Origin of the sequence: Microbacterium esteraromaticum, from assembly GCF_017303215.1 — a bacterium.
GTDB classification, from domain to species: domain Bacteria; phylum Actinomycetota; class Actinomycetes; order Actinomycetales; family Microbacteriaceae; genus Microbacterium; species Microbacterium esteraromaticum_C.
This window is the reverse complement of sequence record NZ_JAEMWU010000001.1, coordinates 548,870-575,387: the sequence shown is the minus strand read 5'-3', so window position 1 is coordinate 575,387 and position 26,518 is coordinate 548,870. Positions and strand designations below refer to the sequence as shown.

Annotated in this window: 24 protein-coding genes and 1 riboswitch; of the genes, 13 read left to right on the top strand and 11 right to left on the bottom strand. The window is 65.2% G+C overall.

The features are described from left to right. Positions 1-100: 100 nt before the first annotated feature. Both JF543_RS02640 and JF543_RS02635 read left to right on the top strand, forming a co-directional pair. Positions 101-1,666 (top strand): SIR2 family NAD-dependent protein deacylase, encoded by a 1,566-nt coding sequence (locus JF543_RS02640; protein WP_206822648.1) that lies wholly within the window; start codon positions 101-103, stop codon positions 1,664-1,666. 43 nt (positions 1,667-1,709) lie between these two features. Next, positions 1,710-2,708 carry a hypothetical protein gene (locus JF543_RS02635; protein ID WP_206822647.1) on the top strand — a complete coding sequence of 333 codons (999 nt, stop codon included), beginning with the start codon at positions 1,710-1,712 and terminating at the stop codon, positions 2,706-2,708. 134 nt (positions 2,709-2,842) lie between these two features. Here JF543_RS02635 and JF543_RS02630 read toward each other — a convergent pair whose 3' ends face one another. From JF543_RS02630 to JF543_RS02615, 4 genes are all read right to left on the bottom strand, one after another. Then, positions 2,843-3,871, bottom strand: a complete 1,029-nt coding sequence (locus tag JF543_RS02630) for a restriction endonuclease (protein WP_206821298.1) — start codon at positions 3,869-3,871, stop codon at positions 2,843-2,845. Beyond that, on the bottom strand, positions 3,868-6,669 hold the full coding sequence (locus JF543_RS02625) for a type I restriction endonuclease subunit R (RefSeq protein WP_242519508.1): 2,802 nt from the start codon (positions 6,667-6,669) through the stop codon (positions 3,868-3,870). Before JF543_RS02625 ends, JF543_RS02630 begins: the two co-directional genes overlap by 4 nt. Before the next feature lie 311 nt (positions 6,670-6,980). Beyond that, entirely contained in the window at positions 6,981-8,276 is a 1,296-nt protein-coding gene (locus JF543_RS02620; RefSeq protein WP_206822645.1) for a restriction endonuclease subunit S, read from the bottom strand. Continuing rightward, positions 8,273-10,222: a type I restriction-modification system subunit M gene (locus tag JF543_RS02615; protein WP_347401073.1), complete on the bottom strand. Its 1,950-nt coding sequence runs from the start codon at positions 10,220-10,222 to the stop codon at positions 8,273-8,275. Before JF543_RS02615 ends, JF543_RS02620 begins: the two co-directional genes overlap by 4 nt. A gap of 102 nt (positions 10,223-10,324) precedes the next feature. Here JF543_RS02615 and JF543_RS02610 point away from each other — a divergent pair, with 102 nt between their 5' ends. The 3 genes from JF543_RS02610 to JF543_RS02605 are packed head-to-tail and all read left to right on the top strand — an operon-like array spanning position 10,325 to position 12,614. After that, positions 10,325-11,428: a hypothetical protein gene (locus JF543_RS02610; RefSeq protein WP_206822643.1), complete on the top strand. Its 1,104-nt coding sequence runs from the start codon at positions 10,325-10,327 to the stop codon at positions 11,426-11,428. 13 nt (positions 11,429-11,441) lie between these two features. Continuing rightward, positions 11,442-11,696 (top strand): hypothetical protein, encoded by a 255-nt coding sequence (locus tag JF543_RS14340; RefSeq protein ID WP_242519379.1) that lies wholly within the window; start codon positions 11,442-11,444, stop codon positions 11,694-11,696. Positions 11,697-11,729: 33 nt separating this feature from the next. Then, positions 11,730-12,614, top strand: a complete 885-nt coding sequence (locus JF543_RS02605) for an ATP/GTP-binding protein (RefSeq protein WP_242519378.1) — start codon at positions 11,730-11,732, stop codon at positions 12,612-12,614. Between the two features lie 478 nt (positions 12,615-13,092). Here JF543_RS02605 and JF543_RS02600 read toward each other — a convergent pair whose 3' ends face one another. Beyond that, positions 13,093-13,662: a TetR/AcrR family transcriptional regulator gene (locus JF543_RS02600; RefSeq protein ID WP_242519377.1), complete on the bottom strand. Its 570-nt coding sequence runs from the start codon at positions 13,660-13,662 to the stop codon at positions 13,093-13,095. 74 nt (positions 13,663-13,736) lie between these two features. Between JF543_RS02600 and JF543_RS02595 the strand changes: the two genes are divergently transcribed. Next, positions 13,737-14,738, top strand: a complete 1,002-nt coding sequence (locus JF543_RS02595; RefSeq protein WP_206821306.1) for an SDR family NAD(P)-dependent oxidoreductase — start codon at positions 13,737-13,739, stop codon at positions 14,736-14,738. 30 nt (positions 14,739-14,768) lie between these two features. Here JF543_RS02595 and JF543_RS02590 read toward each other — a convergent pair whose 3' ends face one another. Beyond that, positions 14,769-15,458 (bottom strand): TetR/AcrR family transcriptional regulator, encoded by a 690-nt coding sequence (locus JF543_RS02590; RefSeq protein ID WP_206822642.1) that lies wholly within the window; start codon positions 15,456-15,458, stop codon positions 14,769-14,771. A gap of 88 nt (positions 15,459-15,546) precedes the next feature. Here JF543_RS02590 and JF543_RS02585 point away from each other — a divergent pair, with 88 nt between their 5' ends. The 3 genes from JF543_RS02585 to JF543_RS02575 all read left to right on the top strand — a co-directional run bounded on the left by JF543_RS02585 (position 15,547) and on the right by JF543_RS02575 (position 17,985). Next, positions 15,547-16,512: an ABC transporter ATP-binding protein gene (locus JF543_RS02585; protein ID WP_347401072.1), complete on the top strand. Its 966-nt coding sequence runs from the start codon at positions 15,547-15,549 to the stop codon at positions 16,510-16,512. Further along, positions 16,512-17,300, top strand: a complete 789-nt coding sequence (locus JF543_RS02580) for an ABC transporter permease (RefSeq protein WP_206822640.1) — start codon at positions 16,512-16,514, stop codon at positions 17,298-17,300. Before JF543_RS02585 ends, JF543_RS02580 begins: the two co-directional genes overlap by 1 nt. A 118-nt stretch (positions 17,301-17,418) precedes the next feature. Further along, a complete protein-coding gene (locus JF543_RS02575; protein ID WP_179409414.1) occupies positions 17,419-17,985 on the top strand; it encodes a PadR family transcriptional regulator in 567 nt (188 codons plus the stop codon). Here the strand turns inward: JF543_RS02575 and JF543_RS02570 are convergent. From JF543_RS02570 to JF543_RS02550, 5 genes are read right to left on the bottom strand one after another with little or no spacing between them, the layout of a single operon-like run. After that, the gene (locus JF543_RS02570) at positions 17,967-18,854 is read right to left on the bottom strand and encodes a ribokinase (protein WP_206822639.1); all 888 of its coding nucleotides are present in this window, start codon (positions 18,852-18,854) and stop codon (positions 17,967-17,969) included. The two genes, JF543_RS02575 and JF543_RS02570, sit on opposite strands and share 19 nt — an antisense overlap. After that, on the bottom strand, positions 18,854-20,212 hold the full coding sequence (locus tag JF543_RS02565; protein ID WP_179409416.1) for an NtaA/DmoA family FMN-dependent monooxygenase: 1,359 nt from the start codon (positions 20,210-20,212) through the stop codon (positions 18,854-18,856). The genes JF543_RS02570 and JF543_RS02565 overlap by 1 nt, the downstream gene beginning before the upstream one ends. A gap of 33 nt (positions 20,213-20,245) precedes the next feature. Further along, the gene (locus tag JF543_RS02560) at positions 20,246-21,097 is read right to left on the bottom strand and encodes an ABC transporter permease (protein ID WP_206822638.1); all 852 of its coding nucleotides are present in this window, start codon (positions 21,095-21,097) and stop codon (positions 20,246-20,248) included. Then, positions 21,090-21,893: an ABC transporter ATP-binding protein gene (locus tag JF543_RS02555; RefSeq protein ID WP_274368060.1), complete on the bottom strand. Its 804-nt coding sequence runs from the start codon at positions 21,891-21,893 to the stop codon at positions 21,090-21,092. Before JF543_RS02555 ends, JF543_RS02560 begins: the two co-directional genes overlap by 8 nt. Next, on the bottom strand, positions 21,890-22,996 hold the full coding sequence (locus JF543_RS02550; RefSeq protein WP_206821311.1) for an ABC transporter substrate-binding protein: 1,107 nt from the start codon (positions 22,994-22,996) through the stop codon (positions 21,890-21,892). Before JF543_RS02550 ends, JF543_RS02555 begins: the two co-directional genes overlap by 4 nt. 183 nt (positions 22,997-23,179) lie before the next feature. Here JF543_RS02550 and JF543_RS02545 point away from each other — a divergent pair, with 183 nt between their 5' ends. The 4 genes from JF543_RS02545 (at position 23,180) to JF543_RS02530 (ending at position 26,300) form a co-directional block, all read left to right on the top strand. Next, positions 23,180-23,686 (top strand): flavin reductase family protein, encoded by a 507-nt coding sequence (locus tag JF543_RS02545; protein ID WP_410340484.1) that lies wholly within the window; start codon positions 23,180-23,182, stop codon positions 23,684-23,686. A gap of 2 nt (positions 23,687-23,688) precedes the next feature. Then, a complete protein-coding gene (locus JF543_RS02540; protein WP_347401071.1) occupies positions 23,689-24,117 on the top strand; it encodes a riboflavin kinase in 429 nt (142 codons plus the stop codon). 4 nt (positions 24,118-24,121) lie between these two features. Next, positions 24,122-24,901 (top strand): HAD family hydrolase, encoded by a 780-nt coding sequence (locus JF543_RS02535; RefSeq protein ID WP_206822637.1) that lies wholly within the window; start codon positions 24,122-24,124, stop codon positions 24,899-24,901. Between the two features lie 9 nt (positions 24,902-24,910). Further along, positions 24,911-25,018, top strand: a riboswitch (TPP riboswitch). Beyond that, positions 25,008-26,300 carry an MFS transporter gene (locus JF543_RS02530; protein WP_206822636.1) on the top strand — a complete coding sequence of 431 codons (1,293 nt, stop codon included), beginning with the start codon at positions 25,008-25,010 and terminating at the stop codon, positions 26,298-26,300. (Overlaps the previous riboswitch by 11 nt.) Positions 26,301-26,518: the final 218 nt, after the last annotated feature.

Here is a 26,518-nt window from a genome sequence, read left to right as displayed (position 1 = left end):
CCTCTCGTGGTGGAGGTCTTCGTGCCACCGTGTGCATAGAGTTGTGAGCAAGGTGGCCGGCGGGGTCGCCGCTGCGGGCTGACGATGCCAGGATCAGAGCATGACTGGTCATGTCTTCGTCGTCCCCGGCGACATCCGCCGGTTTGCATGCGACGCGTACCTTCACGCCACAGACCGGGATTTGCGCGCCGGAGGCGGCTGGACCACATCAGCTCCGGACGCGCCGAATCGCCTCGATCCGCATCTGCTTGACGCATACAAGACCGAGAACCGCTTCACCCTGCCTCTGCTCGATCGCGCCGAGCATCCGAATGAGCCTGCGACGATCCTCACTGCTGTTCCGTACTACGGCGTCACGCACCCGCGAGAGTTCGTTCCGCGGCTGCAGGAGTTCTTCCGAGTCGGCACCGACATCGCACGACGACGCGGTGTCACCGCTGTGCTTTCGCAGCGTGAGCGGCCGTTGCTCGCCGTCCCGCTTTTCGGCACGGCTGGCGGTGGTGCCGACTACGTGCGTGGAGACGTTTTTCGGCTCGTCTACGAACAGAGTCTCGAGGCAGCGAACGAGCATGGCATCGACGTCGCCATCGTGCTGTCGAACCCGCGAGACTACGCACTCGCCCAGATGATCCGCCGCGAGAGCGGCGACGCTTGGCCAGAGCTAGCGCCAGACGAGCAAGCAGCGGCACGTCGGCTCGGACAGCTCGCGACGCAAGCCCGGCTTGTGCCCTTCATGGGCGCCGGCATCAGTATCGCGAGTGGCGCACCGAGCTGGGATGGCTTGATCACGCGTCTGGCGGATGCCGTAGGCCTCGATCCCGAAGTGGTCGCCGAACTCAAGAAGCACGACACGCTCGACCAGGCCGCGTATGTTCAGATCGCGTTCGAGCGTCGCGCCGCTGACACGGCGTTCGGCAAAGCCGTTGCGGATGCCGTCAACGTGCAGCGCTATGGCATCGCACCGCCGCTGTTGGCGGCCCTGGATGCGGAACAGGCGATCACGCTCAACTATGACCGGCTCTTTGAATGGGCGGCACTCGATGGGAAGCGCCCGCGACGTGTCATCCCTGGTGAGCCGGGCGAGGAGGTGCGTTGGCTGCTGAAGCTGCACGGCTCGGTCGACAAGCCCGAGTCGATCGTGCTCACACGCGATGACTATCTCGGCTTCAACTCCGACCGCGCGGCGCTCAGCTCATTGGTGAAGGCCACGCTGATGACCCGGCATCTGCTGTTCGTGGGGTTCGGGGTTCGAGACCCCCACTTCCACGAGATCGTTCATGACGTGCGCCGGGCCATGCCTGCCGGACGGCAGAAGCTCGGAACGGTACTCACGTTCGACGAGGATCCGATCAAGCATGGGTTGTGGCACAACGATCTCGACTTCGTACAGCTGTCGACCGCACGCATGCTCGAAATGTTCCTCGACGCGGTCCTGGCGTACGGGGCCACGTCGCACTCGTATCTTCTGGCGCACGGCTACGCATCGGCATTGGCAGAGGAAGACCGGACTGTGTCGAATGCGTTGAAGTCGATGATTGCTTCCGTGCCGGAGTCTGCGCGGTCGGGGACCGCCTGGGCCGCGGTGTCGACGATGCTTGATGATCTCGGCTGGCGGACGGGCGAAGCCTCGCCGTCGCCGAGGCCGTTGCCGGAAGGGCTTCGTTGATGGACTTACGCCAGCGCCACCGAGATATGGAATCGTGGTGAACATGCCGAACCCGTTGTTCTCGACATACCGCGCGGGCGAAAACCGCGTCACGTCATCGACTATTGCCGTCTTCGAGCGTATCGATCTGAGCACCGTCAAAGAGCTACTGCAAAACGCGTCGGGTATCGGCGAGGAATTGCGTGCTGTCTCGTTCGAAAATCAGGTCGTCGAGAAGGGCTCGGTCCCCGATGCTCGCATCAGCGCACGCTTCACCTGGTGGTTTGAGACGAAGACCGTCCCGCACGGGTATGACGCCGAGGGGCACGATCGTGAACAGGTCCGCTCGCATGCCGCGCGTCTTGTCGGCGATCCTGACGCCTACCTCTTCGTCCTGACACCGGATGCCGCGCAGCCTACCTGGCTCGCTGATCCCGATGGTGTTGCCGAGGATGCGGCGTCACGCATCGTCTGGTTCTCGTTCGCGGACCTGACCAGGTCGATTCGGGCGCACCTGGAGGACGCCACACGCCTCGTCCCTGAACAGACCAGATTCCTATTGAGTGAACTCATCGCACTCTACGAGGCCGACGGCTTGCTCAGTGCGGACGACACCGTCGTCGTTGCAGCGCGAAACGCTTGGCCCGAGTACATCAGGCACGGCGCATACGTTTGTCAACCGGATCGATCGTTTCGTGCCGACATCACACACTTCGGCTTCTACGCTCAGGGGGAGATCAAGCCGACCATCGCGCGGATCGATCAGTATCTACCATCCGTCGCCTTCTCCGATGAAGGAGCTGCCGAGTTGCGGGCTATCGGTCAACACCACGCAGCGGACCTGGTCACGGCTCTGCTTCAGGAGGGAAGTCGCGACCACGATGCGGCGTACGGCATCATGCTCCTTTCGCGGGAGGACGACCCACGAACGGTGCAACTCGATGCGCCGATCAAGAATGACACCCAGACCTCAACGGGCCGCGGCTGGGCGTGGACGTTGGGACAGCGCTACACGCGGCTTGAGAAGCTCACGAGCGGCGCACGCTGGACATCGGAGTTGTAGTCCGCTGGACGCGCAGACCGAGTCACAACAGCTCGCGTTGGGAGAGATCACGGATGCCGCAGAACTGGCACGCAGTTCGGTCGGAGGTCGGCTGACGGCGCAGAACTGCGCCGCTCAATCGCCTCGAGAAGAACTCACACGTCGGCTGCGTCAGCGACAACGAGCACCGGGGTAAGCGGCATCAAGGCCCGCCGAGATTCCGGGAGATCGCTGTAGTGCTCGAGCACCAACGAGACAACGTCTTCGCCAGACAGCAGGCGCAGACCGGTGCGCTGCCGTTCGATCATCCGCGCATCCCGAGAGTAATTGCCGAGCGTCACGAATAGAGAAAGCTCGTTCGGCCCCTGCGTCCCGACCAATTGCTGCACTTCGGGTGCCGAGATGGTCCCCGTGTGATGCTTGCACTGCACTTTGATTTGCGGGGGCTCGACGCCGAGGGGGTCGCGGTGAGCGATTACGTCGACACCACCGTCCTGCGAGTACTGGGTGACCCGTGCCTGGTACCCCAGCACCCGCAGCAGTTCCGCCGTGAATTCCTCGAATTCCTGGTGCGTCAGCTTGCGGTGTAGTGCGTTCAGGACGAAGTCGCGAGTGTGACGCTCGATACGCGACGCCCGCGGCTCATCATCCGATTCTTCATCGGCCGCTCGCTCATCGCTGATCTGATCTACCTTGTGGGTAAGTTGCTCAACTGTCTGCCCGTCTTCCTCCAATGCCGCGAGAAACTCTTCTGCATGATTGCGCACCCGGAAGACTGTGAGGACCGACCCGATCTCGTACAGTGCGGATTGCGAGAAAACTGTTCGAGGAAGCTCTGTCTTGCGCCATTCGACCCGCCGACGGTGCCGATGCGTTCCCGCCGATGCGTCGTAGTAGTAATCACCGACAAGCACACCGATGTTGATCGTCGACGTGGGTTTGTAGGGTGCGACGACGACGTCGCCTGGCTTCATCTCGTCACGGAACCGGACCAGCACGCCGGCCTGACCCGCAATAGAACGCGGCTTGGCATCAGGGTCAAGGTTCGTGAGTGCCCGCTTGAGCCCCTCACGACCTTGCCTGATCTCTGAGAGGGCACCGAGGCGATCCCAGCCGATGCTGATGAATCCTTCGTCGACCAGCTCGTTCGTCAATGAGTCGTTGTGCACTCCCCAGACGTTCATTCCACACCGCTTTCCTTGGACTGTTTGCCACTCAAGAATTCGTACAGCATCGCCGGCAAAGCCTTACTCAACTCCGCGAACAGTCCGTTGTCGCTGAGCATGTCATCGACGAGCATGGGCGTCTCATCCCGCACCTCGATCACTGCCTTTGCGAACGCCTTCGGCAGCGCCGGTGATTCGGCGAATTGCTGGGGCGTATTCACCTCGGCCTGGCGCGCGAGGTCGTAATCGACCGCGAGCTTCCCGACGATGTGATTCACCGTGAGGTCAACGGCGCCAACGCCATACTTGTCACCGAAGCGTTCGTTGAGCTTGCCGATGATCTCTTCGAGTGCGCTGCGGTGCTTCTCGTGGATAGCACCCGAGCCGATTGCGGTGATCGGCTCCAGACCCTTGCCCTGTTCAAGGTTGAGTTTGACGGCATCGCCCGGAGTGACGCTGTACTCCGACAGTTTCACCTTCGAGATGTCGACCGGCTCTTCCCAGGTCGCCGTCACCAGCTGTGGAAGGATGCGGCGGAAGAAGTAGTGCCGGCGAGGCAGGTCGGTGTCCTCGAGGTTCCGCGCTTGCGAGATGAAGTCGTAGAACTTCACGAACTGACCCGCATCGCTCTTGAAGAGCTTCAGTTCATCCTGCTCGGCAGCATCCCCGTCGGTGACCGCATTGAACCAGCGCTTCGCGAACCGATCGACGGCTGGCGCAGTCGCTGCGCTCACCGCGCTGTTGGCGTTCACGCCAGCGGCAAGTGCGGCATCGAACGCCTGTGACACCTCAGCCATCGTGTAGATGCCCGCGCTGTCGAGCTTCGTGACCAGGTCGTAGATGAGGTTCGGATCGGTCGTCGCGGTCAGCTCCGCCTTGCGGTAGTAGTCCTTGAACGCATCGAGAATGTCGAGGGGTTCGTTCACGAAGTCGAGCACGAACGTCTTGTCTTTGCCGGGGTACGTCCGGTTGAGCCGGGACAGGGTCTGCACCGCCTGCACGCCGCCGAGCTTGCGATCCACATACATGGCCACAAGACGAGGCTGATCGAATCCGGTCTGGAATTTCTCCGCGACGATCATCACGTTGTACGTCGATGGCTTGAAGGCGGCCGCGAGGTCGGACGTCCACAGGCCAGGATTCTGCGTCTTCTCGGTCAGCCCCTCACCCACATCTGTGGGGTCTTCAACCGTGCCGGAGAAAGCCACCAGTGCCTTCACTCCCTGAATGTGCGAGTCCGACAGATACGCGTCGAGGTACTTCTTCCAGCGCACGGCTTCCACGCGAGAACCGGTCACGACCATGGCCTTCGCTTTGCCGCCGAGTAGCGGCTGCGCGAACTGGCGGAAGTGATCGACGACGATCTTCGCCTTCTGGCTGATGTTTGTGGGATGCAGCCGCACGTACCGAACGAGCGCCTTCACCGCGGTCGACTCGTCGACTTCGCCAGGCGCGTCGTAGTCAGATCCCGGATGCTGGAGCTGCCACGCCACCTTGTACGGGGTGTAGTTCTGCAGCACGTCGAGAATGAACCCTTCCTCGATCGCCTGCTGCATTGAATACAGGTCGAAAGGCTCCGGCGTTCCCCCGCCGACGGGCTCCCGACCGAACAATTCGAGCGTCTTCGGCTTCGGCGTCGCGGTGAACGCGAAGTAGGAGATGTTCGACGCGTTCGCCGTGACTTCCATCGCCCACTGCAAGTACGCTTCCGAGTCGATCGGCGCACCCTCGGCCACCGCCGCCTGCTCCTGCGGCGATAGCACCTTGGTCAGCGCGCCGGCCGTCGACCCGGTCTGTGACGAATGCGCCTCGTCGGCGATCACGGCGAATCTGCGACCCCGCAATTCTGGCTTCGACTGGATCGTCGTGATCAACGCCTCGAAGGTCTGGATCGTCACAATCACGATCTGCTTGCCGCCGGTCAGCGCTGAGGCCAGCTCGCTCGATTTCGATTCGCCGCCGTCGCGCGTGATCGACTGCACGACGCCAGCGTGCTTCTCGAACTGGGCGATGGCATCTTGAAGCTGCTTGTCCAGAACGGTGCGGTCGGTGACGACGACCACCGTATCGAAGACTTTCTCGTTCTGCTCGTCATGTAGCTGCGACAGCCGGTGCGCGAGCCACGCGATCGAGTTCGTCTTTCCCGAACCAGCCGAATGCTGGACGAGGTAGCGGCGGCCGGCACCCTCCTGTCGTGCCGCCGCTACAAGTCTGTTCACGGCACGCCACTGGTGGTAGCGCGGGAACAGAATCTTCTCCGTGCGCGTCTTCTTCCCTGTGTCGGGGTCAACGTCGACCTCCACCTGCAGATGCACGAACGAGCCGAGCACCTGCAACCACGTGTCGCGCTGCAGGATCTCCTCCCAGAAGTACGAGGATGCGGAACCGGCCGGGTTGGGCGGGTTGCCGGCCCCTTCATCATGCCCTCGGTTGAATGGCAGGAAACGTGTCTCGGCTCCCGCGAGCTTGGTCGTCATCCGCACTTCGCTGTTCGAAACGACGAAGTGCACGAGCGACCGCTTTGCGAACGCGAACAACGGCTCACCCGACGGCGACCGGTCAAACCGGTACTGATTCACCGCGTTCCCGATCGACTGCGTGAAGTCCGTCTTCAGCTCGATCGTGGCGACCGGGATGCCGTTGACGAAAAGCACCAGGTCAAGGGCCTTGTTCGGATGCTTCGTCGAGTAGTGCACCTGACGCATCACGCGCACCCGCATCTTCGCGTACGCGGCGAGCGTCTCCGGGTTGTTCGTCGTCACCGGGCGGAACTGCGCCAGGCGGAACTTCACCGCACCGCCCTGTTGAGGGACCATCGAGAATCCCTCGTGCAGGATGCGGATCGTCCCCCCGTTCTTTAGCGGGTCAAGATCCAGCGACTTCGCGAGGCGAACGAGGATGTCGCGACCGGCGGCGTCCCGCTGGGTTTCTGTATCGTTCGGACGAACCACCTTCGCGAACTCGGTCGGCTGTGAATCCTCCAGCCAGCCGAGCACGTCCTCAGAGAACAGGGCGAGTTCTCGGTCGTAGCCGGCATCGGTCGGCGAGTACAGCCAGCCGTTCGCGTCGAGATGCTCCGCGATCTCGTTCTCCAGCACCGATTCCAGATGTGCTCCCGCAACGCCACTCATTCAGCCACCCCCACATCGATCTTCCCCGTCACCGCGGCCGAGATCAGCGCCGCACGACGCTCGCGCGCCAACTCGATCGCTCGTCGCGCAGTTTCGATCGCTTCGTCGACGTCGTCCGTCACAGCGTCGAGGTGCTGAACGATGCGGACTTGCTCGTCCAGCGAGGGAACCGCGATCGGCATCTCCCTGACATCGGGCAGGCTGAGCTGGATCTTCGTGCCGCCATATGCTGCCTTCTCGAAGTGCGTCTTCCCGGCGGAGGAAGAAACAACGTACGCGCCGAACCGTGAGTTCAACCGTTCCTTGTCGAGTCGAACAAGCGCGACGTGTTGGCTCACGTAGGCGCCAGCATCAGCTATGTCGATTACCGCCACTGAGCCCAGATCCGCAGTGATAGAGATCAGTAGGTCTCCAGGCTGAGTCCGTGCGCGAACGCCCTCCTCGCCGACCGGAAGCTCTACTCGTTGCCGTGCGACAGGGCGCAACTCGAGTCGGTCACGCTGCAGATCACCGATCCGAAGGAAGACGTCCGATCCTTCGTCGGAATAGAACTGGCCCCATCCTCTGGACCCGCTGGTTATAAACCTCATCCACCGGCGTAGCGGCGCGAGCGACCATCCGTTCGGCACGCAGCCAAGCCACTCGCCTGTTGCCACATCTGGCGTAGTTCCCCAGCCGATTGCGCGATCGACTGCCACGGCGCGGCGTTCGGTGAGGAGGCTGATGAGTTCCTCGTTCTTCGCGATGAACGCGTCGATCTGCGCCGTCTCCCGATCCAGATAGTCCGCAATCGCCCGCTGCTCCTCGATTGCTGGGCGCGGCAACGGGATCAGGGCGAACTGCCCGTAACGGATCGATTGCCCATCGCGAAGTTGGTCAGTCGTGGTCTGGAGAGCCTGGATATAGAGGTCGCTCTTGAACAGGTACTTGAAGAATCGGGGTTCGATCGCCACCTTCGGCTTCAGCACCGTGTACGCCGCACTCACCTTGCCCGGCATACCCGCAAACTCGAGGCCACCTTGAAAGCTCCGAAGATGACTCACGTAGTCGCCCGCCTCGACGTGACGCATGTTGTCGGCGCCGGACAGGTTCAGTACAACCTTGTTCCCAGTGATGTCCATGTACTCGACCTGAGGCAACACGCCGTACTTTTGGGAAGGCGTCAGGTGCACGTCGGTTGCCGAACTCTTCTGCTTGCGTTCGCCGAACATGGCGCGCGCCGGGACAACGGACCAGTCCGTCGGAATGTCCCCGAGCCACCCCGTTCCGGAGTCACCGAGCTCTCGCGTCATGCCTCGACCACCATGAGCATCGCGCGGAGTTCATCCATGACAGCATCCAGATCACGGTCGATCTCTTCCAACGGACGCGGGGGAATGTACTGGTAGAAGTGGCGGGTGAAGGGGACCTCCGCGCCTTCCTTGGTCTTCGCGTGATCGACCCACGCATCCGGAGCATAAGGGAGGACTTCGCGGGCGACGTAGGTATCGACATCTTCGCCCCACGGTACGTTCTCGGTGTCGCGGAGCGAAGCGTCCGGCTCGGGCTTGCCCTTCGCATCCACACAAACGTCGGCGGTGTCATCCTGCTCACCGAGTTCGGTCGTCACGGTCTTGAGCAGCGGCGCCGGGACAGCGAGACCTTCGATCTTCGCAGCATCCTTCAGCGCCTTCTGGAACGCGATCCGGTTCTTCCACACCGTGTCTGAGTCGAGTCGGTTGAGCGTGGCCCGCAGAGCCTCAGCGTCCTCTTCTTTGAGCTTCTGCACCGCCTTCGCAGCGAAGACTGCATCGATCCGTTCGGCGGTGGCGTGCCAGTTCAGTTTGAGGGGGCGTTCGACGGTGATGGTGCGGTAGAGGAAGTCCTCGTTGCGGAAGATCTTCGAGTGCTCGCCGTCCTCGAATCCGGCGTAAAGGGTGACGAGGTCCTTGATGTTGTCAGTCGAAAGTTCGTTGCGCTTCGAGCCGAGGCCCTTGCGCAGCTTCTCCTTCATCTCGCGACCGTCGATGAGCTGCACCCGGCCCTTGCGATCATCGTCCTTACGGTTGGTGAGCACCCAAATGTAGGTGGAGATGCCGGTGTTGTAGAACATGTCCTTCGGCAGCCCGATGATCGCCTCAACGAGGTCGTTGTCGAGCAGCCATTTGCGGATGTTCGACTCGCCACCACCGGCGCCGCCGGAAAACAGCGGCGAACCGTTGAGGACGACCGCGACGCGCGAGCCGCCGTCTTCCTTCTTGCGCATCTTCGAGACAAGGTGCAGCAGGAACAGCATCGCCCCATCACTGACTGCGGGGGTTCCGGGACCGAAGCGTCCGTTGAACCCGAGGCGCGCGTGCTCCTCGTCGACGTACGCCCGCTGGTCCTTCCAGTCGACGCCGAAGGGCGGGTTGGACAGCCCGTAGTCGAACTTCTTCTCGTCGAACGCATCCTCAGTGAGAGTGTCGCCAAGCGCGATGTTGTCGACGTCCTGACCCTTGATCACCATGTCGGCCTTGCAAATCGCGTAGGACGCGTCGTTGTAGTCCTGCCCGTACAGGTTCAACTGAATGTCGGGGTTCATCTTCCGCAGGAACTCATCCGCGACCGACAGCATCCCGCCAGTGCCCGCGGTCGGGTCGTAGATGGAACGGACCACGCCCGACTTCGACAGGGCGTCGTCATCCAACGCAAACAGCAACTGCACCATGAGCGCGATCACTTCGCGGGGCGTGTAGTGATCGCCCGCGGTCTCGTTCGAGCGCTCGTTGGCCCACCGGATCAGCTCCTCAAAGATGAGGCCCATCTCGATGTTGCTGACCACGTTGGGATGGAAGTCGGCCTGCGCGAACTTCTCGGTCACCGAGTAGAGCTTGTTCTTCTCGGCGAGCTTGTTGAGCGTCTTCTCGAACTCGAATCGCTCGAAGATGTCGCGCACGTTCTCCGAGAACCCGGCCAGGTACGCCGAGAAGTTGGCACGAAGGTCCTGCGGGTCGGCAACCAGCTTCGCGAAGTCGAACGTGCTCGTGTTGTAGAACTGGTGGCCGGCAGCCTCCGTCAGCCGCAGATGCCGCAGCACGTCAGGCATCGTCTCGGTCGCCTTCGCGACGTTGGCGACCTTCGGCTTCGTCTCTGCCAGCACTGCGTCGAGGCGCCGCAACACCGTAAATGGCAGAACCACCGATCCGTACTCCGACGGCTTGAACGGCCCCCGCAACGACTCGGCGATGTTCCAGATGAAGTTGACGTGATTGACCACGAAGAATGCCCCTGTCCCTGGCGCCGAACGCGCGCCGTCTCCATCATGGCGCAGAACCATCGCGCGAAGGAGACGTCGGTGCCTGCTGATAGACCAATGCGCATGAGCGCACAAGGAACATCGCTTGGCAGAAAGCTCGCAGCCTGGTTCGTGCTCGCGGCTGGTGGAAACTTCACGATCGTCTTCGCGTTGGTGGTGCTAGCGGAATTGACCCCGCTCAACGTCTCGATTGACACATCGCTGGGGGTCCTGCATGCGTTCATCAGTCCTCTGTACTCGACAGAGTTGCTCTTCTTCACTACCGTCCTCAGTCTGCTTGCGGCGCTGAGCGGCCAACCACTGAACGACGCCTACGCCGAGGGAAATCGGAAGATCGCCCGCGCCCTGCAACTCGCAACGACCACCATTCTCAGTGGCGCGGCCATCATGGTCTGGTCTCAACCGACGTCCGCTGCGTTCGTCGCGTTCGCCGTTCTCCTTGCTTTCGTAAGTTACGTGCTGGCGGAACGGCTCGCGCCGCCCCAGCTGCTCTCAGCCGAACAGAGGTACCTCCTCGCATACCAGAATCATGCTCGCCGCTCGCGATGGGCGAACGACGCCCTGGGCGCCGGATGGCAGACGGTACCACGTCAAAGGACCTGGCCCACCCTCACGCTCTACACGATCTGTCCGATCGTGGTGATGACCATCTCGGGAACGCTCTACTCGATGATCACCTGGGGTATCGAATGGGCAACTCATCCCACAACGGTTGTGATGATGGGTTTGCTCTCCTTCGGACCGATTCTGCTGACGTTCGCCTGGATCGCCACGGCGAACAAGGCAGACTCGCCGTCCACACGTAGGTGGACGGTCAGCGTATTCGCCGCGGTTGGCGCCCTCGCCAGCGCGCTTTTCGCCGGGATCCTCTTCGTCGCAGGGCCCACGGTCGGCGGCTTGGGCTGGCTGATTCTCGCTGTCACCGCGCTACACGCCATCGCGCTCTGGCTGCCCGCCCCCTGGATCGGCCGACGGAAGCTCTTGGGAGTTGCCGCTGCTTTCACTTCTCGCTCACTTGAGCGATCTTCGGCGGCTCGGACCGAAGCCGGCGAACTTTGGAATGACGAACAGGCGCGCGCGGGCAAGACGAGCGGATTCTGGGAACGACTCCTTAGGTCAACTGCCGGCGATGGCTTCATCAGCGGTCCGCTACGCTGGCGACGCTGAGAGGAGCACGAGCATGTCGAACAAGGTGTTGGAACAGCACATCGCCGTCTTCGGGGAAAGCGGAAGCGGCAAGACAGTCTTGTTGTCGTCTTTCTTCGGGCCGTCCGAGGAACAGGGGTATGGCGAACGGAACCTCTTCGATATCGTCGCGGACGATGCCGGTCAGGGCGTCAAGCTCTATCAGAACTACCTCGGGATGAAGAAGTCCGCGCGGGTCCCTGAACCCAACAAGTTTCGATCGATCGCTTACTCCTTCTCGATTCGATGAGCCAAGGCACTCGCGTCGGCGCCGAAACAGAACGTGCCGTTCGACACCCTGCGCCTGGTTTGGCACGACTATCCTGGCGAGTGGTTCGAACAAGACGTCAGCGGCGAGGAGGCGGATCGGAGGGTCGAAGGATTCCGCTCCCTACTCGGATCGGATGTCGCTCTGCTCCTCGTCGACGCACAGCGGCTGCTCGACAACGCAGGTCAAGAAGAGGCCTACCTGAAGTCCCTTTTCCGCAACTACCGGGAGGGCCTCGGACGACTCCGAGACCAGATTCTCGACGACGGCAAACCGCTCGTCGCTTTTCCTCGGATCTGGATGGTCGCGCTTTCCAAATCGGACCTGATCCCGGAGATGGACGTCCACCGCCTCAAGGAACTCGTGATCGAGAAGAGCGGGGATGATCTCAACCGTCTGCGCGACACCATCGCGGACATGGTGCAAGCGCCAGACGCCCTCGCGGTCGGCGAGGATTTCCTTCTGCTCTCTTCTGCGAAGTTCACCCCCGAAGAGATCGAGGTGACAGAGCGCGTCGGCGTCGATCTGATCCTCCCGATCGCAGCAGTTCTTCCGTTCGAGCGACACGTGCACTGGGTGAGAGCTCAGCAACTCCCTCAGAAGGTCGCAGAAGAACTGCTCAACAACGCCGACAAGATCGCCACGGCGATGGCGTTCGTCGCGCCGTTCCTCGGCAAGGTCAAGCTCCCCGGGCCTATGGCTGCCATCGGGCCCTTCCTCGCGCGAGCGCTCTCGCAAGACGCCATTGACAAGCTGGTCGGCATGGGGCGCTCGAAGCTCGAAGAAACGAAGGCTGAAGCGCTCTCACGGCATGACTATCTGACCGCGGTGCTCACTCGTTTCCGCATCGACCTAGAGGATGCCGAGCAGGAACGAATACTGCTGCGGAGCCTGAAGTGACATTTATCTGGGCAACGCGTGGCAGATCTTGGGGATTCAGGTTTCTACGCACAGGCGGATTCATTGACCCATTGCCGACGTACGAAGCAGTCTTCGACGCGACCGAGCTCGGACCTCAGGGGTATCAAGCCGTTGGGGACCGGGCTGCGTTGAGGTTGGCTGACCCCGAGGGGCGAATCGACCGCGCTGGCCGCCCGATCGCGCACGATTTTGTACTCCTCGGCCAAACGGCGAGAAACGTAGGCTCCGTCGAAGCAGGCCTCCGCATCATCTGGCCGCAAGTCCGTGACGAGTACGCCGACGTTTGGGATTCGGGATCACCGGTAGCGTAGCGGCTTGTGAGGCGTCATCAACTAGTCACCCTACGTGGGCTGAGCGCCGACGCCTCCTTCCGGCCTTTCCACTTCCGATACGCGCAGAGGCTCGACAGCACCCGCCAGGTCCAATCACGCCGGCGAGGTGACATCCCGCCCACCACCTACACCCCAATCCCCCGCATGACCATCCGCACGATGGCATCCACCCGCTCTTCTCCCAGCGGCTGCCCCAGCAGCGCGGCGTAGCTGGCCAAGGCGATGAACTGGTCGGCGATGGCGTCAGCATCCGCATCGGCACGCACCTCGCCGGCGGCGATAGCGGCAGTCAACCGCACGGTCACCCAGTCGCGCACGGGCGCCGCCAGGCGCTCGTTCAGCAGCGCACCCAGCTCGGCATCGGTGGCGGTCACGGCGATCAGCGCCCGCGCGATCTCGAGCGTCGCACCATCGCTCTGACGTGCCGACATGGCGGTGAGCCACGCACGCAGATCCGTGTCGAGGTCGTCGGTCATCGGAACGGCAGCATCCGCTCCCGGAAGCTCCCCCTCCAGCAGCGCCTCACCGAGCACGGCGGCCTTCGACGGCCACCAGCGGTAGATCGTCTGCTTCGACACCCCCGCCTCGGCGGCGAGCCCCTCGATCGTGACGGCGGCGTAGCTGTCTTCGGCGAGCGCGCTGCGCATCGCCTCCAGCACGGCCCGGCGGGCTTTCTCACTGCGAGGTCGGGGCATTCATTCAGAGTATCGGGCGTATAGTCGAGTTACGAGACGCAACGTTGCGTTATCGCACGAGTGAAGGAGATCCCATGGCACTGACCGCACACTCCACCATCGGCGAGTGGCTGAACGACGACATCGGCGGCGACCTCATCCGCGGCCTGCTCGCCCAATCGGGCGCCGACCCCGAACAGCTCACCCCCGTGCTCGGCCTCCCCCTGCAGCAACTCGTCGCCATGAGCCAGGGCGCCATGCCCCAGTCGGTCGTCGACGACCTCGTGCGCGCCGCCAACGGCGGCGAGATGCCCACCGACACCGAAGACACCGGCTGGACCGAACGCATCACCCCCGCCCGCTTCGCCGGCAAGACCGTGATCGTCACCGGCGCAGCATCCGGAATCGGCCGGGCCACCGCCGCGCGCATCGCGCGCGAAGGCGGACGCGTGATCGCCTCAGACATCGCCGCCGACAAGCTCGACGCCCTCAAGGACGAACTGTCGGATGCTGACATCACCGTCATCGCCGGAGACCTCACCACTCAGCCCGCGATCGACGCCGTAGTCGCCGCAGCGGGCGACCGCATCGACGGCCTCGCGAACGTCGCCGGCATCAACGACGACTTCTCTCCGGCAGGCGAGACATCGGATGCCACCTGGGACCGCGTCATCGCGATCAACCTCACCGCTCCGTTCAAGCTCATGCGCGCCGTACTGCCGCTCATGGAGCAGGCCGGCCGCGGGGCGATCCTCAACGTCTCCAGCGAAGCGGGATTGCGCGGCAATGCCTCGGGCAACGCCTACACCGCCAGCAAGCACGGCATCATCGGCGTCACCCGCTCGGCCGCCGTGATGTACGGGCCGAAGGGCATCCGCGTGAACTCGGTCGCACCCGGCGGCGTCGCCACGGGCATCCCGATGCCGCCCCACATGTCCGAGTACGGGTCTGCGCGCCTCGCGCCGTTCCAGCAGGCGATCCCGTCGGTCGCGACCGCCGAACAGCTCGCCGCCTCGATCACCTTCCTGCTCAGCGACGACGCCGTCAACATCAACGGCGCCGTGCTGACCTCGGACGGCGGGTGGTCGGTGCAGTAAGCCCGCAACGGCAGCGCCGGCGGCGAGCGATCATCTCTCGCTGTCGGCCGCGTCTCGCAACATTCTCTGAACGTCTTCGACTCCCGGGAACCCTCCCGGCGTCCGCAGGGAAGCGTCGCCTGCTGACCCCGCCGGGTCAAGCAGGCGGCGCATTCCCACGCGCATGAGGGAGTCGTCCATATCGCTGATGCCGCTCAACGCCACCACCGAGATGCCCTGGTTGAGAGCGACCATCAGGCGCGCGACATCACCTGTCGAGAGCATCTCACCTTCGGCGCGTTGCTCTTCTGCGATGCGCTGATAGGCGTCGATCATGAGCTGATTGCGCGCGCGCAGTGCGGTGACGAGCTTCTCGTCACGCGCAGCGGACGCGATGAACTCCAGTGTGGCAAGAGCGAAGCCGCGAACCAGTGCGGGCAGATCCATCTCTGACGGCTCGTCAGCAGCATCCTCCCCCTGACTGTGGTTGTCGAGCGGATCCCACCCATCGCCTCGCACCATTGCCAGGTTGTTGTCCATGACCGCGAGAAACAGATCGGCTTTGCCGTCAAAGTTCGAGTAGATCGCACCCTTCGAGAACCCGGCGTCGTTGGCGATTCCCTCGAGGCTTGCTGCGTGATATCCGTCCCGCGCAAAGGCTGCGAGCGCCGCAAAGACCAGTGCGTTGCGGGTCTCCTGCTGACGTTGCGCATGAGCGCGCCGGGAGCCGGAATCTGCCATCCCCCGATCCTACTTCTTGACCCCCTCCGCAAATCTAGATACTGTCGGTATCTCAGATACCAACGGTATGCGAAAGGGGGCGGTTGCTGTGAGCGCCGTTCTGGAGGTGAGCGACCTCACCCGCACGTTCGGGAAAGTGGTCGCGAACGAGGACATTCATCTGCGCGTGCACCCCGGCGAAGTGGTCGGATTGCTCGGACACAACGGGGCAGGAAAGACGACACTCGTCTCGCAGCTTGTCGGGCTCCTGCGCCCCGACCGTGGAGCTATCCGCGTGGCAGGCATCGACGCGATCAAGGATCCTGCGGCAGCGCGACGCGCCGTGGCGCTCCAACCGCAGGCGCAAGCGCCACTGGATGGACTCACCCCGAAAGAGGCGATCGAGATCGCCGCGCGCCTGCGCGGGCTATCGACCTCCGACGCCCGCGCGGCCGCGCTGCGGCTTGCCGATGACCTCGACATCGGCGAGTGGTTCACCCGGCGCGCAGTACCAGAGGGTGGGTTGTCTGGCGGGGCGCGTCGCCTCACGGCATTCGCCATGGCAGCAGTCGCCCCCGTTCCCCTCGTCGTCCTGGACGAACCGACGAACGACGTCGATGCCTCACGTCGCAGGCTCCTCTGGCAGACCGTACGCCGACTCGGCGACCAAGGCGCCGGCGTGCTTCTGGTCACGCACAACGTCCTCGAAGCCGAACGAGTCGTCGACTCGCTCGTGCTCCTCGACCGGGGCCGCGTCGTCGCCACGGGCACGCCCCGCGAGCTACGCGGCACCCGTGACAATGACCTCCATGTCGAACTCTTCCGCACCGACGCATTTGCGACAGAACCGATCTCGCCGCCGCTTCCGGTCGTACGCCAGGTGACCGCAGGAAGACGCACAATTCTCACCATCGCCGCCACTCACGCAGCTACCGCCGTCGCCTGGGCTGCGTCACTCCGCGACCGAGGCGAGGTCGAGAGCTACGCGATCACCCCGACGACTCTCGAAGACACGTATCTCTCCATCACCTCCGCAGGCGACGAACTAGCTGAAGCCACGAAAGAAGGCGTCTGATGGCCACGACCACCTCACCCATGGCCCGAACCGCCGCACCTCTTCCTCGCCCGGGGCTGGGCGTGACGTTTCGCACTCTCCTGCGCTGGACACTCACCCAGTCCGGCCCGATGCTGCCCTTCGTCATCGTCGTGCAGGTAGCGCTGGCCGCAGGGATCATCGTCGGCTTCGGCCTGTTGATCCCTGGCATCGACACCGCCTCAGCCCAGTTCATCTCTACCGGGGCACCGACAGTGCTGCTGATGATCGTCGGGCTCGCCATAGTCTCGGCGGGCGTCGCCCAGTCCCGCACCACGGGCACCTTCACCTACCTTCGCGCGTTGCCCATTCCGCGCGCGCTGCTGCTCGTTGCCGATCTCACCGTGTGGCTTCTTGTGGCTTTGCCGGGCGTGGCAGTCTCCGTGCTCGTGGCCCACTGGCGCTACGGGTTCGACTACTCATTTGATTGGCCCCTGCTGATCGCCGCCTCCATCCTGACCGCCATCACCGCATCCGCGATGGGGTACGCAATCGCGGTGTCGCTACCACCGATGGTGACGCAACTCGTGACGCAGGTCCTCGTCTTCTTCGTCATGCTGTTCTCGCCCATCACCTTCCCGAGTAGCCAGCTGCCGGTGTGGTTTCAGATGGTGCATGATGTTCTGCCGTTCCGCCCGGCCGCAGATCTCATCCGGGCCGGACTTCTCTCAGACACCTACACAGCAGAAGCGCGAGACCTGGTCACGCTGTCGCTCTGGTGCATCGTCGCGCTTGTTGCCAGCGTGCGCGCGTTGGTACGGCGGGGATGATGCGAACGCAGTGACCAGCCCGCGGCGTCGGGGCCGGGGCACCGGTGCCGCGGCCCCCACGCGATTCACACGGCCAGTTTGACTAGTCAATACAACGCACGCCCCCTAGCATGGGGCGATGCGCACATATACGTCTCTGATGGTGCTCGGCGCTGTTCACCAGTTTCAGCCTGTCCACGGCTACTTTCTGCGCCGCGAGCTGTCGACGTGGCACGCCGATGAATGGGCCAATACACGGCCCGGTTCGATCTACAACGCGCTGAAGTCGCTCGTCAAAGACGGATACATCGAAGAGGACGGCACCTCTTCCGAGGGCAACTACCCCGCCCGCACGACCTACCGCATGTCATCGACCGGCGAGGTCGAGTTGCTGCGCATGGTGCGCGACGTGCTGTGGGACGTACAGACCTTCGACACCCGCAGCGCCCTGGCGCTGGTGTCGTTCATGTTCGTGCTCACCCGTGCCGAGGTGGTCGCCGGCATCGAGCACCGCATCACCAAGATCGACGCGCTGATCACCACCAACACCTTCCATGTCGAAGACACCCTCAAGTCTGAGACGACGCCCACCTACGTGCGCGAGATCTTCGACCTCGCCTCGGCCCGCCTGCGCGCCGAGCAGACCTGGGCGCAGACCCTGCTCGAGCGCGTGCAGGCGGGCGAGTATCAGTTCGCGGGCGAGTAGACGCCCGCCACCAGACCGCGCACCGCCTCCGCGCTCAGCGCGTCGGGCTGCGCTCCGCGATGCTGCGCCACGATCGCCCCGGCGGCGGCACCGTCGAACGTGGCATGGCGGATGCTGTCGCCCCGCGCCAACGCCGCGGCGAAGCCGCCGCAGAATGCATCCCCAGCCCCCGTGGTGTCGACCGGCGTGATCGGGAACGCCGGCACGTGGAAGGGCTCCTCCCCCCGGCCGAACACCGATACGCCCTCTGCCCCACGGGTCTGCACGACGGTCGTGCGCTCACGCAGGGCATCCAGTCCGCCGAGCGCGGCAGCCTCGGACTCGTTGACGATCAGCACGTCGACGAACGGCAGCATCTGCCACGTCGCGACGTGCGCAGGCGCGGCATTGAGCACCGTCGTGACCCCGTACGCACGCGCCGCGCGCAGCGCCTCGGCGGCCACCTCGGTCTCGATCTCCAGCTGGGTCAGCAGCACGCGGGCGCCGCGCACCGCGGCCGCCGCGTCCTCACCGCGCACCCGCCCGTTCGCGCCCTGCGCCACCACGATGCTGTTCTCAGCGCCCGGCAACGAGAACACATACGCAACGCCGGTGACGGCATCGGTATCGACGACGCAGTCGCCGTCCACACCGCTGGCCGCCATCGCCTCCCGCAGCATCGCGCCATCGGCATCCGCCCCGACCGCACCGCACATGCGCACGGCAGCACCGCACCGCGCGGCCGACACCGCCTGGTTCAGCCCCTTGCCGCCCGGATACGAGCCGAGCCCGGCGCCGAGCACGGTCTCGCCCGGCTGAGGCAGCCGGGCGAGACCGACATAGCGGTCTGCGTTGATGCTTCCGACGACGCAGACGGGGCCCGAATCCATCAGACCGCGCTCGCGACCCGCGCACGGTGCGCAGCAGCCGGGTGGTTCTCGGGGATCGTCGCCTCGTCGGCGCCGACCAGCCGCTCGCGCAGGGTGGCCCCCACGCTCTCACCCAGGGCACCGCGTTCACGCAGGATCGGCAGCACCTGCTCGACGAAGTCGATCGTCGAACCGGGCTGGATCACCGGCGCCAACAGGAAGCCGTCCAGGTCGGCGCCCTCGGCGAGCTCGATGATGCGGTCGGCGACGTCTTCGGCGGTGCCGACGAACGCCTTCGACCCGGCACCGTGCTCGTGCCAGTCCTTGAGCACATCGCCCACGGTCTTGCCGGCGAAGCGCGATACCTGCGACTGCGACAGCTCGGTGTGCAGATCGGTCATCGGGGTCGCCGGGTCGTACGACGACAGGTCGAGCCCCGTGAACCACGCGTACGACGCCACCGTGACCTCGGGGGTCTGCGAGTCGAGCACCTCCTGGTAGCGGCGCTGCGCGTCTTCACGCGTCTCACCGATCACGCAGCGGAACTCGGCCATCACACGCACCGAATCGGCATCGCGCCCCGACTCGACCGCCGCGGCACGGATCGCACGGCTGTGCTCGGCCAGCTGCTCGACGCTGCCGCCGCCGACGAACATGCACTCACCGTGCTTGCCGCCGAATGCGCGACCGGCCGGCGAGGCCCCCGCCTGGAACAGCACGGGCGTGCCCTGCGGCGAGTACGCCGAGTTGCCGTAGCCCTCACTGCGGAAGTACGGGCCCTCGTGATGAATCTGGTGCACCTTGGCCGGGTCGGCGAAGTTACCCTGCTTGTCTTTGGTGAGGGCATCCGGCTCCCACGCGCCCTCCCACAGCTTGTAGACGACCTCGACGAAGTCATCGGCCATGCGGTAGCGCTCGTCGTGCGCCACCATCGGCACGCCGAACGCCTTCACGGCGGTGTCGGCGGTGCCCGTGGTGACGATGTTCCAGCCCACCCGGCCCTTCGAGAGCTGGTCGAGGGTCGCCATCCGCCGCGCGAACGCGTACGGCTGCTCGAGCAGAGTCGACCCCGTCATCACGACGCCCAGCTTGTCGGTGTGGGCGAGAATCGCGGATGCCACGATGAACGGATCCAGTCGAGGCAGATCCAGCCCCTCGACCGACGCCACATCGGGACGCACCCCGTCGACCTCGGCCCAGCCCCAGGCATCGGCGAGGAACAGGAAGTCGAGCCCGCCCTCCTCAGCCACCTTGGCGACCTTGAGCCAGTAGTCGAGCGTGTCGTACTGGTCGCGCTCGTTATCGGGGTGGCGCCAGGTGGCGCGGCCGGTGTCGTTGGCCTGTGCGTTCTCGAACAGACCGAAGTGGAGTTTCCTCACGGTGCTTCCTTTCAGATCAAAGAGTTGTGTCGGTCACTGCGCGGTCGGTTCGCCGTCGCTCCACCACAGCACGCGCTTGCGCACGATGGCGAGGATGCTGATCAGCAGCACCCCCATCAGGCACAGCATGAAGATGCTGGCCCAGGTGACCTCGAGGTTCGCCTGCGCCGCCGAGGTGGTCACGAGCGACCCGAGCCCGGCGGCGGTGCCCGCCGCCACGAACTCGGCGACCGCCGCGCCAACCACGGCCAACGGCAGGCTGATGCGCAGCCCGGCGAAGAAGTACGGCATCGAACCGGGGAACCGCAGGTCGCGGAAGATCTCCCACCGCGTCGCGTGCAGGGTGCGGAACACGTCGCGAGCCCGAGGGTCGACACTGCGCAGACCGGCCAGCGAGTTCACCAGCACCGGGAAGAAGACCACGATGCCGGTGATGATGTACTTCGGCAGCATCCCGAAGCCGAACGCGACCACCAGCGCCGGGGCGATGGCGATCACCGGGGTGACCATCACCAGCACGATCAGCGGCATCAGAGCGCGCTCGACGATCTCGAACTCGCTCATCACCACGGCGATCGCGTAGCCCAGGATGATCGCCGCGCCGGCACCGACCGCCACCTCCTGCAGAGTGATGAAGAAGTTCTGCCAGTACATGCCCGGGTCGTCGAGCAGTGCCGCGGCAACCGCCCCAAGCGAGGGCAGAATGTACGGGTTCGTCAGCGCGACGAGCTCCCAGAGAGCCGCGACGATGACGAACACGACAGCCGTCGGCATCCACACCGCCGGGCGCAGCCACCGACGCAGCTGCGCCACGCCGCCCTCCGCGCCGCGGGCGCCCTGCGCCGCGATCACCTGGGTGTTGGAGATATTCAGCGTGTCAGACATGAGCGCCCTCCTCCATCACCGCGGCCAGCCGATCGCGCACATACGCCTCGAGGTCGCGGAACTCGTCGCTGGCGTAGGCATCCTCATGCCGGGGCCGGGGCAGGTTCACGTCGATGATCTCGGCGATCCGCCCGGGCCGGGCGGCCATCAGCACGATCCGGTCTGAGAGCACGATGGCCTCGGGCACCGAGTGCGTCACGAACATCACCGACTTGCGGTTGGACTGCCAGAACTCCAACAACCCCATCCGCTGCTGATCGCGATTGATCTCGTCCAACGCCGAGAACGGCTCGTCCATCAGCAGGATGTTCGGGTCGAACGCGAACGCCCGGGCGATCGCCACGCGCTGCTGCATGCCGCCCGAGAGCTGCTTCGGGTACTTGTCGAGCGCATGCCCGAGCCCGAACGATGTCAGCAGCTCGTCAGGGTCGCGCAGCGAACGGCCGGCGTTCGCCCGTGGGTTGATGCGCACCGGCAGCTTGACGTTCTCGCGCACGGTGCGCCACGGCAGCAGCGCCGGCGCCTGCGGCACCAGACCGATCGTCTTGCGCTTGGTGGCCATGCGCACACTGTCGGATCCGATCATGACCGATCCGCCATCGGCATCCAGCAACCCGGCGACCACCTTGAGCAGCGTCGACTTGCCGCATCCGCTCGGACCGATCACCGACACGAACTCACCGGGCGCCACCGTCAGACTGACGTCGTCGAGCGCGAGCATCTCGCGACCGGGCTGGCCGAACTTCTTCACCAGGTGTGAGATCTGCACACCCTCACCGGCGGCATTGGTCGTCACTGCGCATCACCGGGCCAGATCAGGGCACCATCGGCGTCGTACAGGTCGGCGACGAGGTCGACGTCGATGACCGAGTCGACCGCCGGGATGTCCTTGACCGTGCCGTACTGCTGCACGATCTCGGCGGCGTGCTGCCACTCCTCGATCGCCTGCACGCCCGGCGCGCCGGCGGTGCTGTCGCGCACCCACTGCGACTCGACGGCCCAGGTGCGCTCCTGCTGCTCGAGCGGGAACGCCTTGGCCTGCCCGCCCTCTTCGGCGAGTGCCGTGATGCGCTGCATGCAGTCGGCCTCGTCATCCAGGCAGTGCTGCAGAGCCTTCAGGCTCGCGCGCATGAAGTCCGAGACGGCCTCGGGGTGCTTCGCCAGGAACTCGGAGTTGACCTCCATGACGTTGTAGGTGCCATCGACGCCGAGGTCCTCGGGCAGGAACTTCGAGTAGGCGGCATCCATCGCGTCGAGTGTGGCGCACTGGTTGGAGGCGTAGCCGACGACCGCGTCGACCTGACCGCGCAGCACGACGGTGGGGTCGTAGTTGGTCATCTTGATGAAGTCGACCTTCGACTCGTCGACATCCGCGGCATCCAGCATCGCCCCCGCCACCGGCGTGAGGTTGATGAAGTAGCCGAGCGTGCCGCCCTCGAGGTCCTTGAGCGACTTCACCTTCTCGTTCGCGAAGATGCAGAACGGAGAGGTCGTGCCGTACGTGGCGACGGCGGTGAGGTTCTTGCTGTTCGCGGCGGCCATCAGCACGTCCTCGGCCGAGCCGAGGGCGGTGAACTGCGCCTTGCCGGACGACACGAGCTGCTGGCCGTTGCCGCCGGCGGCATTGATCTCGACGTCGAGGCACAGGTCGTCGAAGTATCCGAGGTCGTCGGCCATGAACACATCGAGCTGTCCGGCGCTGGCCGAGTATCCATAGCCGGAGATGTAGGTGATGGTGCCGGCATCGGCGTTGCGTTGGCAGTCTTCCTGGCTGATCAGCGCGTCATTCGGGGTATCGCCGCTGTCTGCCGGTGAGCTGCTGCACGCCGCGAGCGTGAGCGCTCCGAGGAGGACCCCGCTCAGGATGACCGCTCGTCTTTCTCGGGTAATGAGGTTCATCAAACGCTGCCTTTCGTCATTGAGGGCTGGTTCGAGTGACTCTAGTCAAGTTTGAGTGATTCATGCAAGAGTGGATTCCGCGGCCACCCCGGGGCCTGGCGCCCCACAGGTCGCAACTTGCGCACGTCGAGGAATCGAGTGCTAGCGTGACTGAACAACTTTGACTAGTTCATTGGAGGATCAGTGTTGATCGAAACCACCCCGTCCGAGATGCCCCTCGCCCTGCGCCTGCGCCGCGCGTTCTCGTCGTTCCCCACCGGTGTCGTCGCCGTCTGCGCCCTGCCCGACGGCGAAGACTCCCCCGTCGGGATGGCGATGAACTCGTTCACGTCGATCTCGCTCGACCCGGCGCTGGTGGCCATCAGCGTCGCCAACACCTCGCGCACCTGGCCCCGGCTCGCCGAAGCCACCTCGGTCGGCGTCAGCGTGCTGGGTCACGGGCAAGAGCACGCAAGCCGCAGCCTCTCGGCCCGCGAGGGCGACCGGTTCGAGAACGTCGACTGGGTCGCCGACGAGAGCGGAGCAGTGCACCTCGAAGGCGCGGCGCTCTGGCTCACCTGCCACTTCCACCGCCTGGTCGAAGCCGGCGATCACACCATCGCCCTGCTGGGCATCGACGGCCTGCAGCACTTCGACGAGGTCGAGCCGCTCGTGTTCCACCAGAGCCGCTATCGCTCGATCGTGGCCTGAACGTGCAGCCCACGACACTGGCCGGCACCGTCGTGCACGGCGACGGCCGTGGGCACGGGCTCGGGTTCCCGACCGCGAATCTGCACGTGCCTCACGTCGGCTGCCCCGACGGCGTCTACGCCGCCTGGGCGCGCGTGGCCGATGAGCCGCTCTGGCGCGAAGCGACCGTCAGCATCGGCGACAACCCGACGTTCGGCGACGTCACCGACACTCGCGTCGAATGCCACATCCACGACTTCAGCGGAGACCTGTACGGCACCCACGCCACCGTCGTGCTGGTCAGCCTGATCCGCGACATGCGATCATTCGAGGATGTCGCCGGACTCATCGAGAGAACCGCCGCAGACCTCGTCGTCTCCCGACGACTCCTCGCGGCTGCCCCGCCACCCGGCATCCACCACGCACCGGCAGACGCTCCCGGCACCGACTGAGACCATGCTCATCGCGACCGACCTCGACGGCACCCTCATCCCCAACGCCGGCACCACGGTGCGGGCGTTCACCGCCGGCGTGCTCGAACGCCTCGACCGGCAGGGCGTGCCCGTCGTGTTCGTCACCGGGCGCCCGCTGCGCTGGCTCGAAGGGCTCTGGCCGCACGTCGGCGCGCACGGCGTCGCGATCGCCTCCAACGGCGCGATCACCTTCAACGTACCCGGTCGTGAAGTCACCCACCTGGCGGGCATCACCCCCACCGACGGTCTCGAACTGTGCCGCCACATCGCCGACGAGATGACGGGCGCCCAGTTCGCCATCGAGTGCGTCGACGGCATCCGCCTCGATCCCACCTACCCGGCGAGCGCGCGCGGCGGCGCCGCACCGCGCCGGGCGGCGTTGACCGACATCTGGGACGCCCCCGCCGCCAAACTGCTGGTGCGCCACCCCGACCTCGCCGGCGACGAATTCACCTCACGACTGTCAGATGTCGTCGGTGACCGCGCGACAGTCACCTGGTCGGTGCAGGGCCTCGCCGAGATCAGCGCCCCCGGCGTCACCAAGGCCAGCGCACTCGCGCGGCTCTGCGATGACCTCGGCGTGCCGTCGGCACAGGTGCTCGCGTTCGGCGACATGCCCAACGACATCCCGATGCTGCAATGGGCCGGCACGGCCTACGCCGTCGCCGACGCACACCCCTCGGTGCAGGCCATCGCACACCGCATCGTGCCCACGTGCGCCGAAGAAGGCGTGGCGCAGACACTCGACCGGCTCATCCCGTAGCTAGGCTGTTGTCGTTCACACGGGAGCCCGGGTACGGGCTGAGAGGGCGCTGCCACCGCGCCGACCGTCTTACCTGATGCGGATCATGCCGCCGTAGGGAGTCGATATGTGGCGCACCGTCGCCGAGCCCACCCGCACGCCCACCACCCGTCGCTCGCGGTCCCGTCCCGCCGTGCGCGCCGGCCTACTCGGCAACTTCGTCGACCAGTTCGACATCTTTCTGCCGATCATCGCACTCGCCCCCGTCGCCGCCCTCGTGCTCGGGCCCGAGAGCGCGGCCGCCCAGACCGGACTCATCTTCGTCGCCACGCTCTTCGGACGCCCCCTCGGCGCCGCGATCTTCGGCAGCATCGCCGACCGCCACGGCCGCACCAGAACCACGAAGATCGCGATCGCCGGCATCGCCATCACCACGCTGATGATCGCCTTCATCCCCGGGCAAGACATCGGCGGAGTCTGGACACTGTGGGCCTTCGTGGCCCTGCGCTTCGTCGGCGGCACCTTTCTCGGCGGCGAATACACCGCGGCGATCCCCCTCGCCATGGAATGGACCACACCACGCCGCCGCGGCATGCTCAGCGGCGGCATCATGGCCATGTCGCCCCTGGCCAACGCCACCATCGCCGCGCTCACCCTGCTGCTCGTGCAGACACTCGGCGTGCAGGCCTACGCCGCCTGGGGGTGGCGCCTGCCATTCATCGTCGGTGCCATCATGGCCTTCGGGCTGCTCTGGTACTACTCCGCGCATGTCATGGACGCGCCGGCGACAGCATCCGCTCCCCGTCGCGCGCACCCGGTGCGCGACATCCTCGCCGGGCCCTACCGCCGTCAGCTCTGGCAGGTCTTCGTGCTGATGACCGGACTGTGGCTGTTCACGCAGATGGCCATTCCGGTGCTCACCGGCATGCTGCGCGACGCCCCGCAGGTCGGGCCGTCAGAGGTCGCCTTCATCATGCTGATCGCCACGCTCGTCTCGGCCGTGAGCATGTACACCGCCGGGGTGGTCTCGCAACGCATCGGGCGCCGCCGGTTCTTCGTCATCTTCGGCGCAGTCGCACTCATCGCCGCACCGCTGGCCTTCGCCTGGGCGCTGGGCTCGCACGGAGCCGGCCTGATCACCGCCGTGACCCTCGTGCAGGTCGTCACCGTCTCGGCCTACGGCCCCGTCGGCGCCTACCTCGCCGAACGCTTCTCGACCGGAGTGCGCTCCAGCGGATACGGCGTCGGCTACTCGCTCTCGATCGTCGTGCCGGCGTTGTACCCGTTCTGGCTGCCGGGCCTGCAGGCCGGCATCGGGCCGGTTCTCGCCGTGTGCGCCGTGCTCGCTGTGGCATCCGCCCTGCTGGTCGCCGGGGCCGCGCTCGGCCCCGAACCCGCCCGCGACGCTCCGCTGGCGTAGCGCGCGCGGCGCCCGCGCCGCGCGCGCCGCTGCCCGCCCGCCTGCCTGCCTGGCCTGCCTGGCCTGCCCTGCGGCCACCCCCGCTGAGAAACCACTTCTCGTTCGAGAAACCACGTGGCTGGTGGTTTCTCAAACAGGAAGTGGTTTCTCGGCGGATGCGAGCGGGCGCGGCGCGAGCGGGCGGGCGCGGCGCGAGCGGGCGCGGCGCGAGCGCGGGC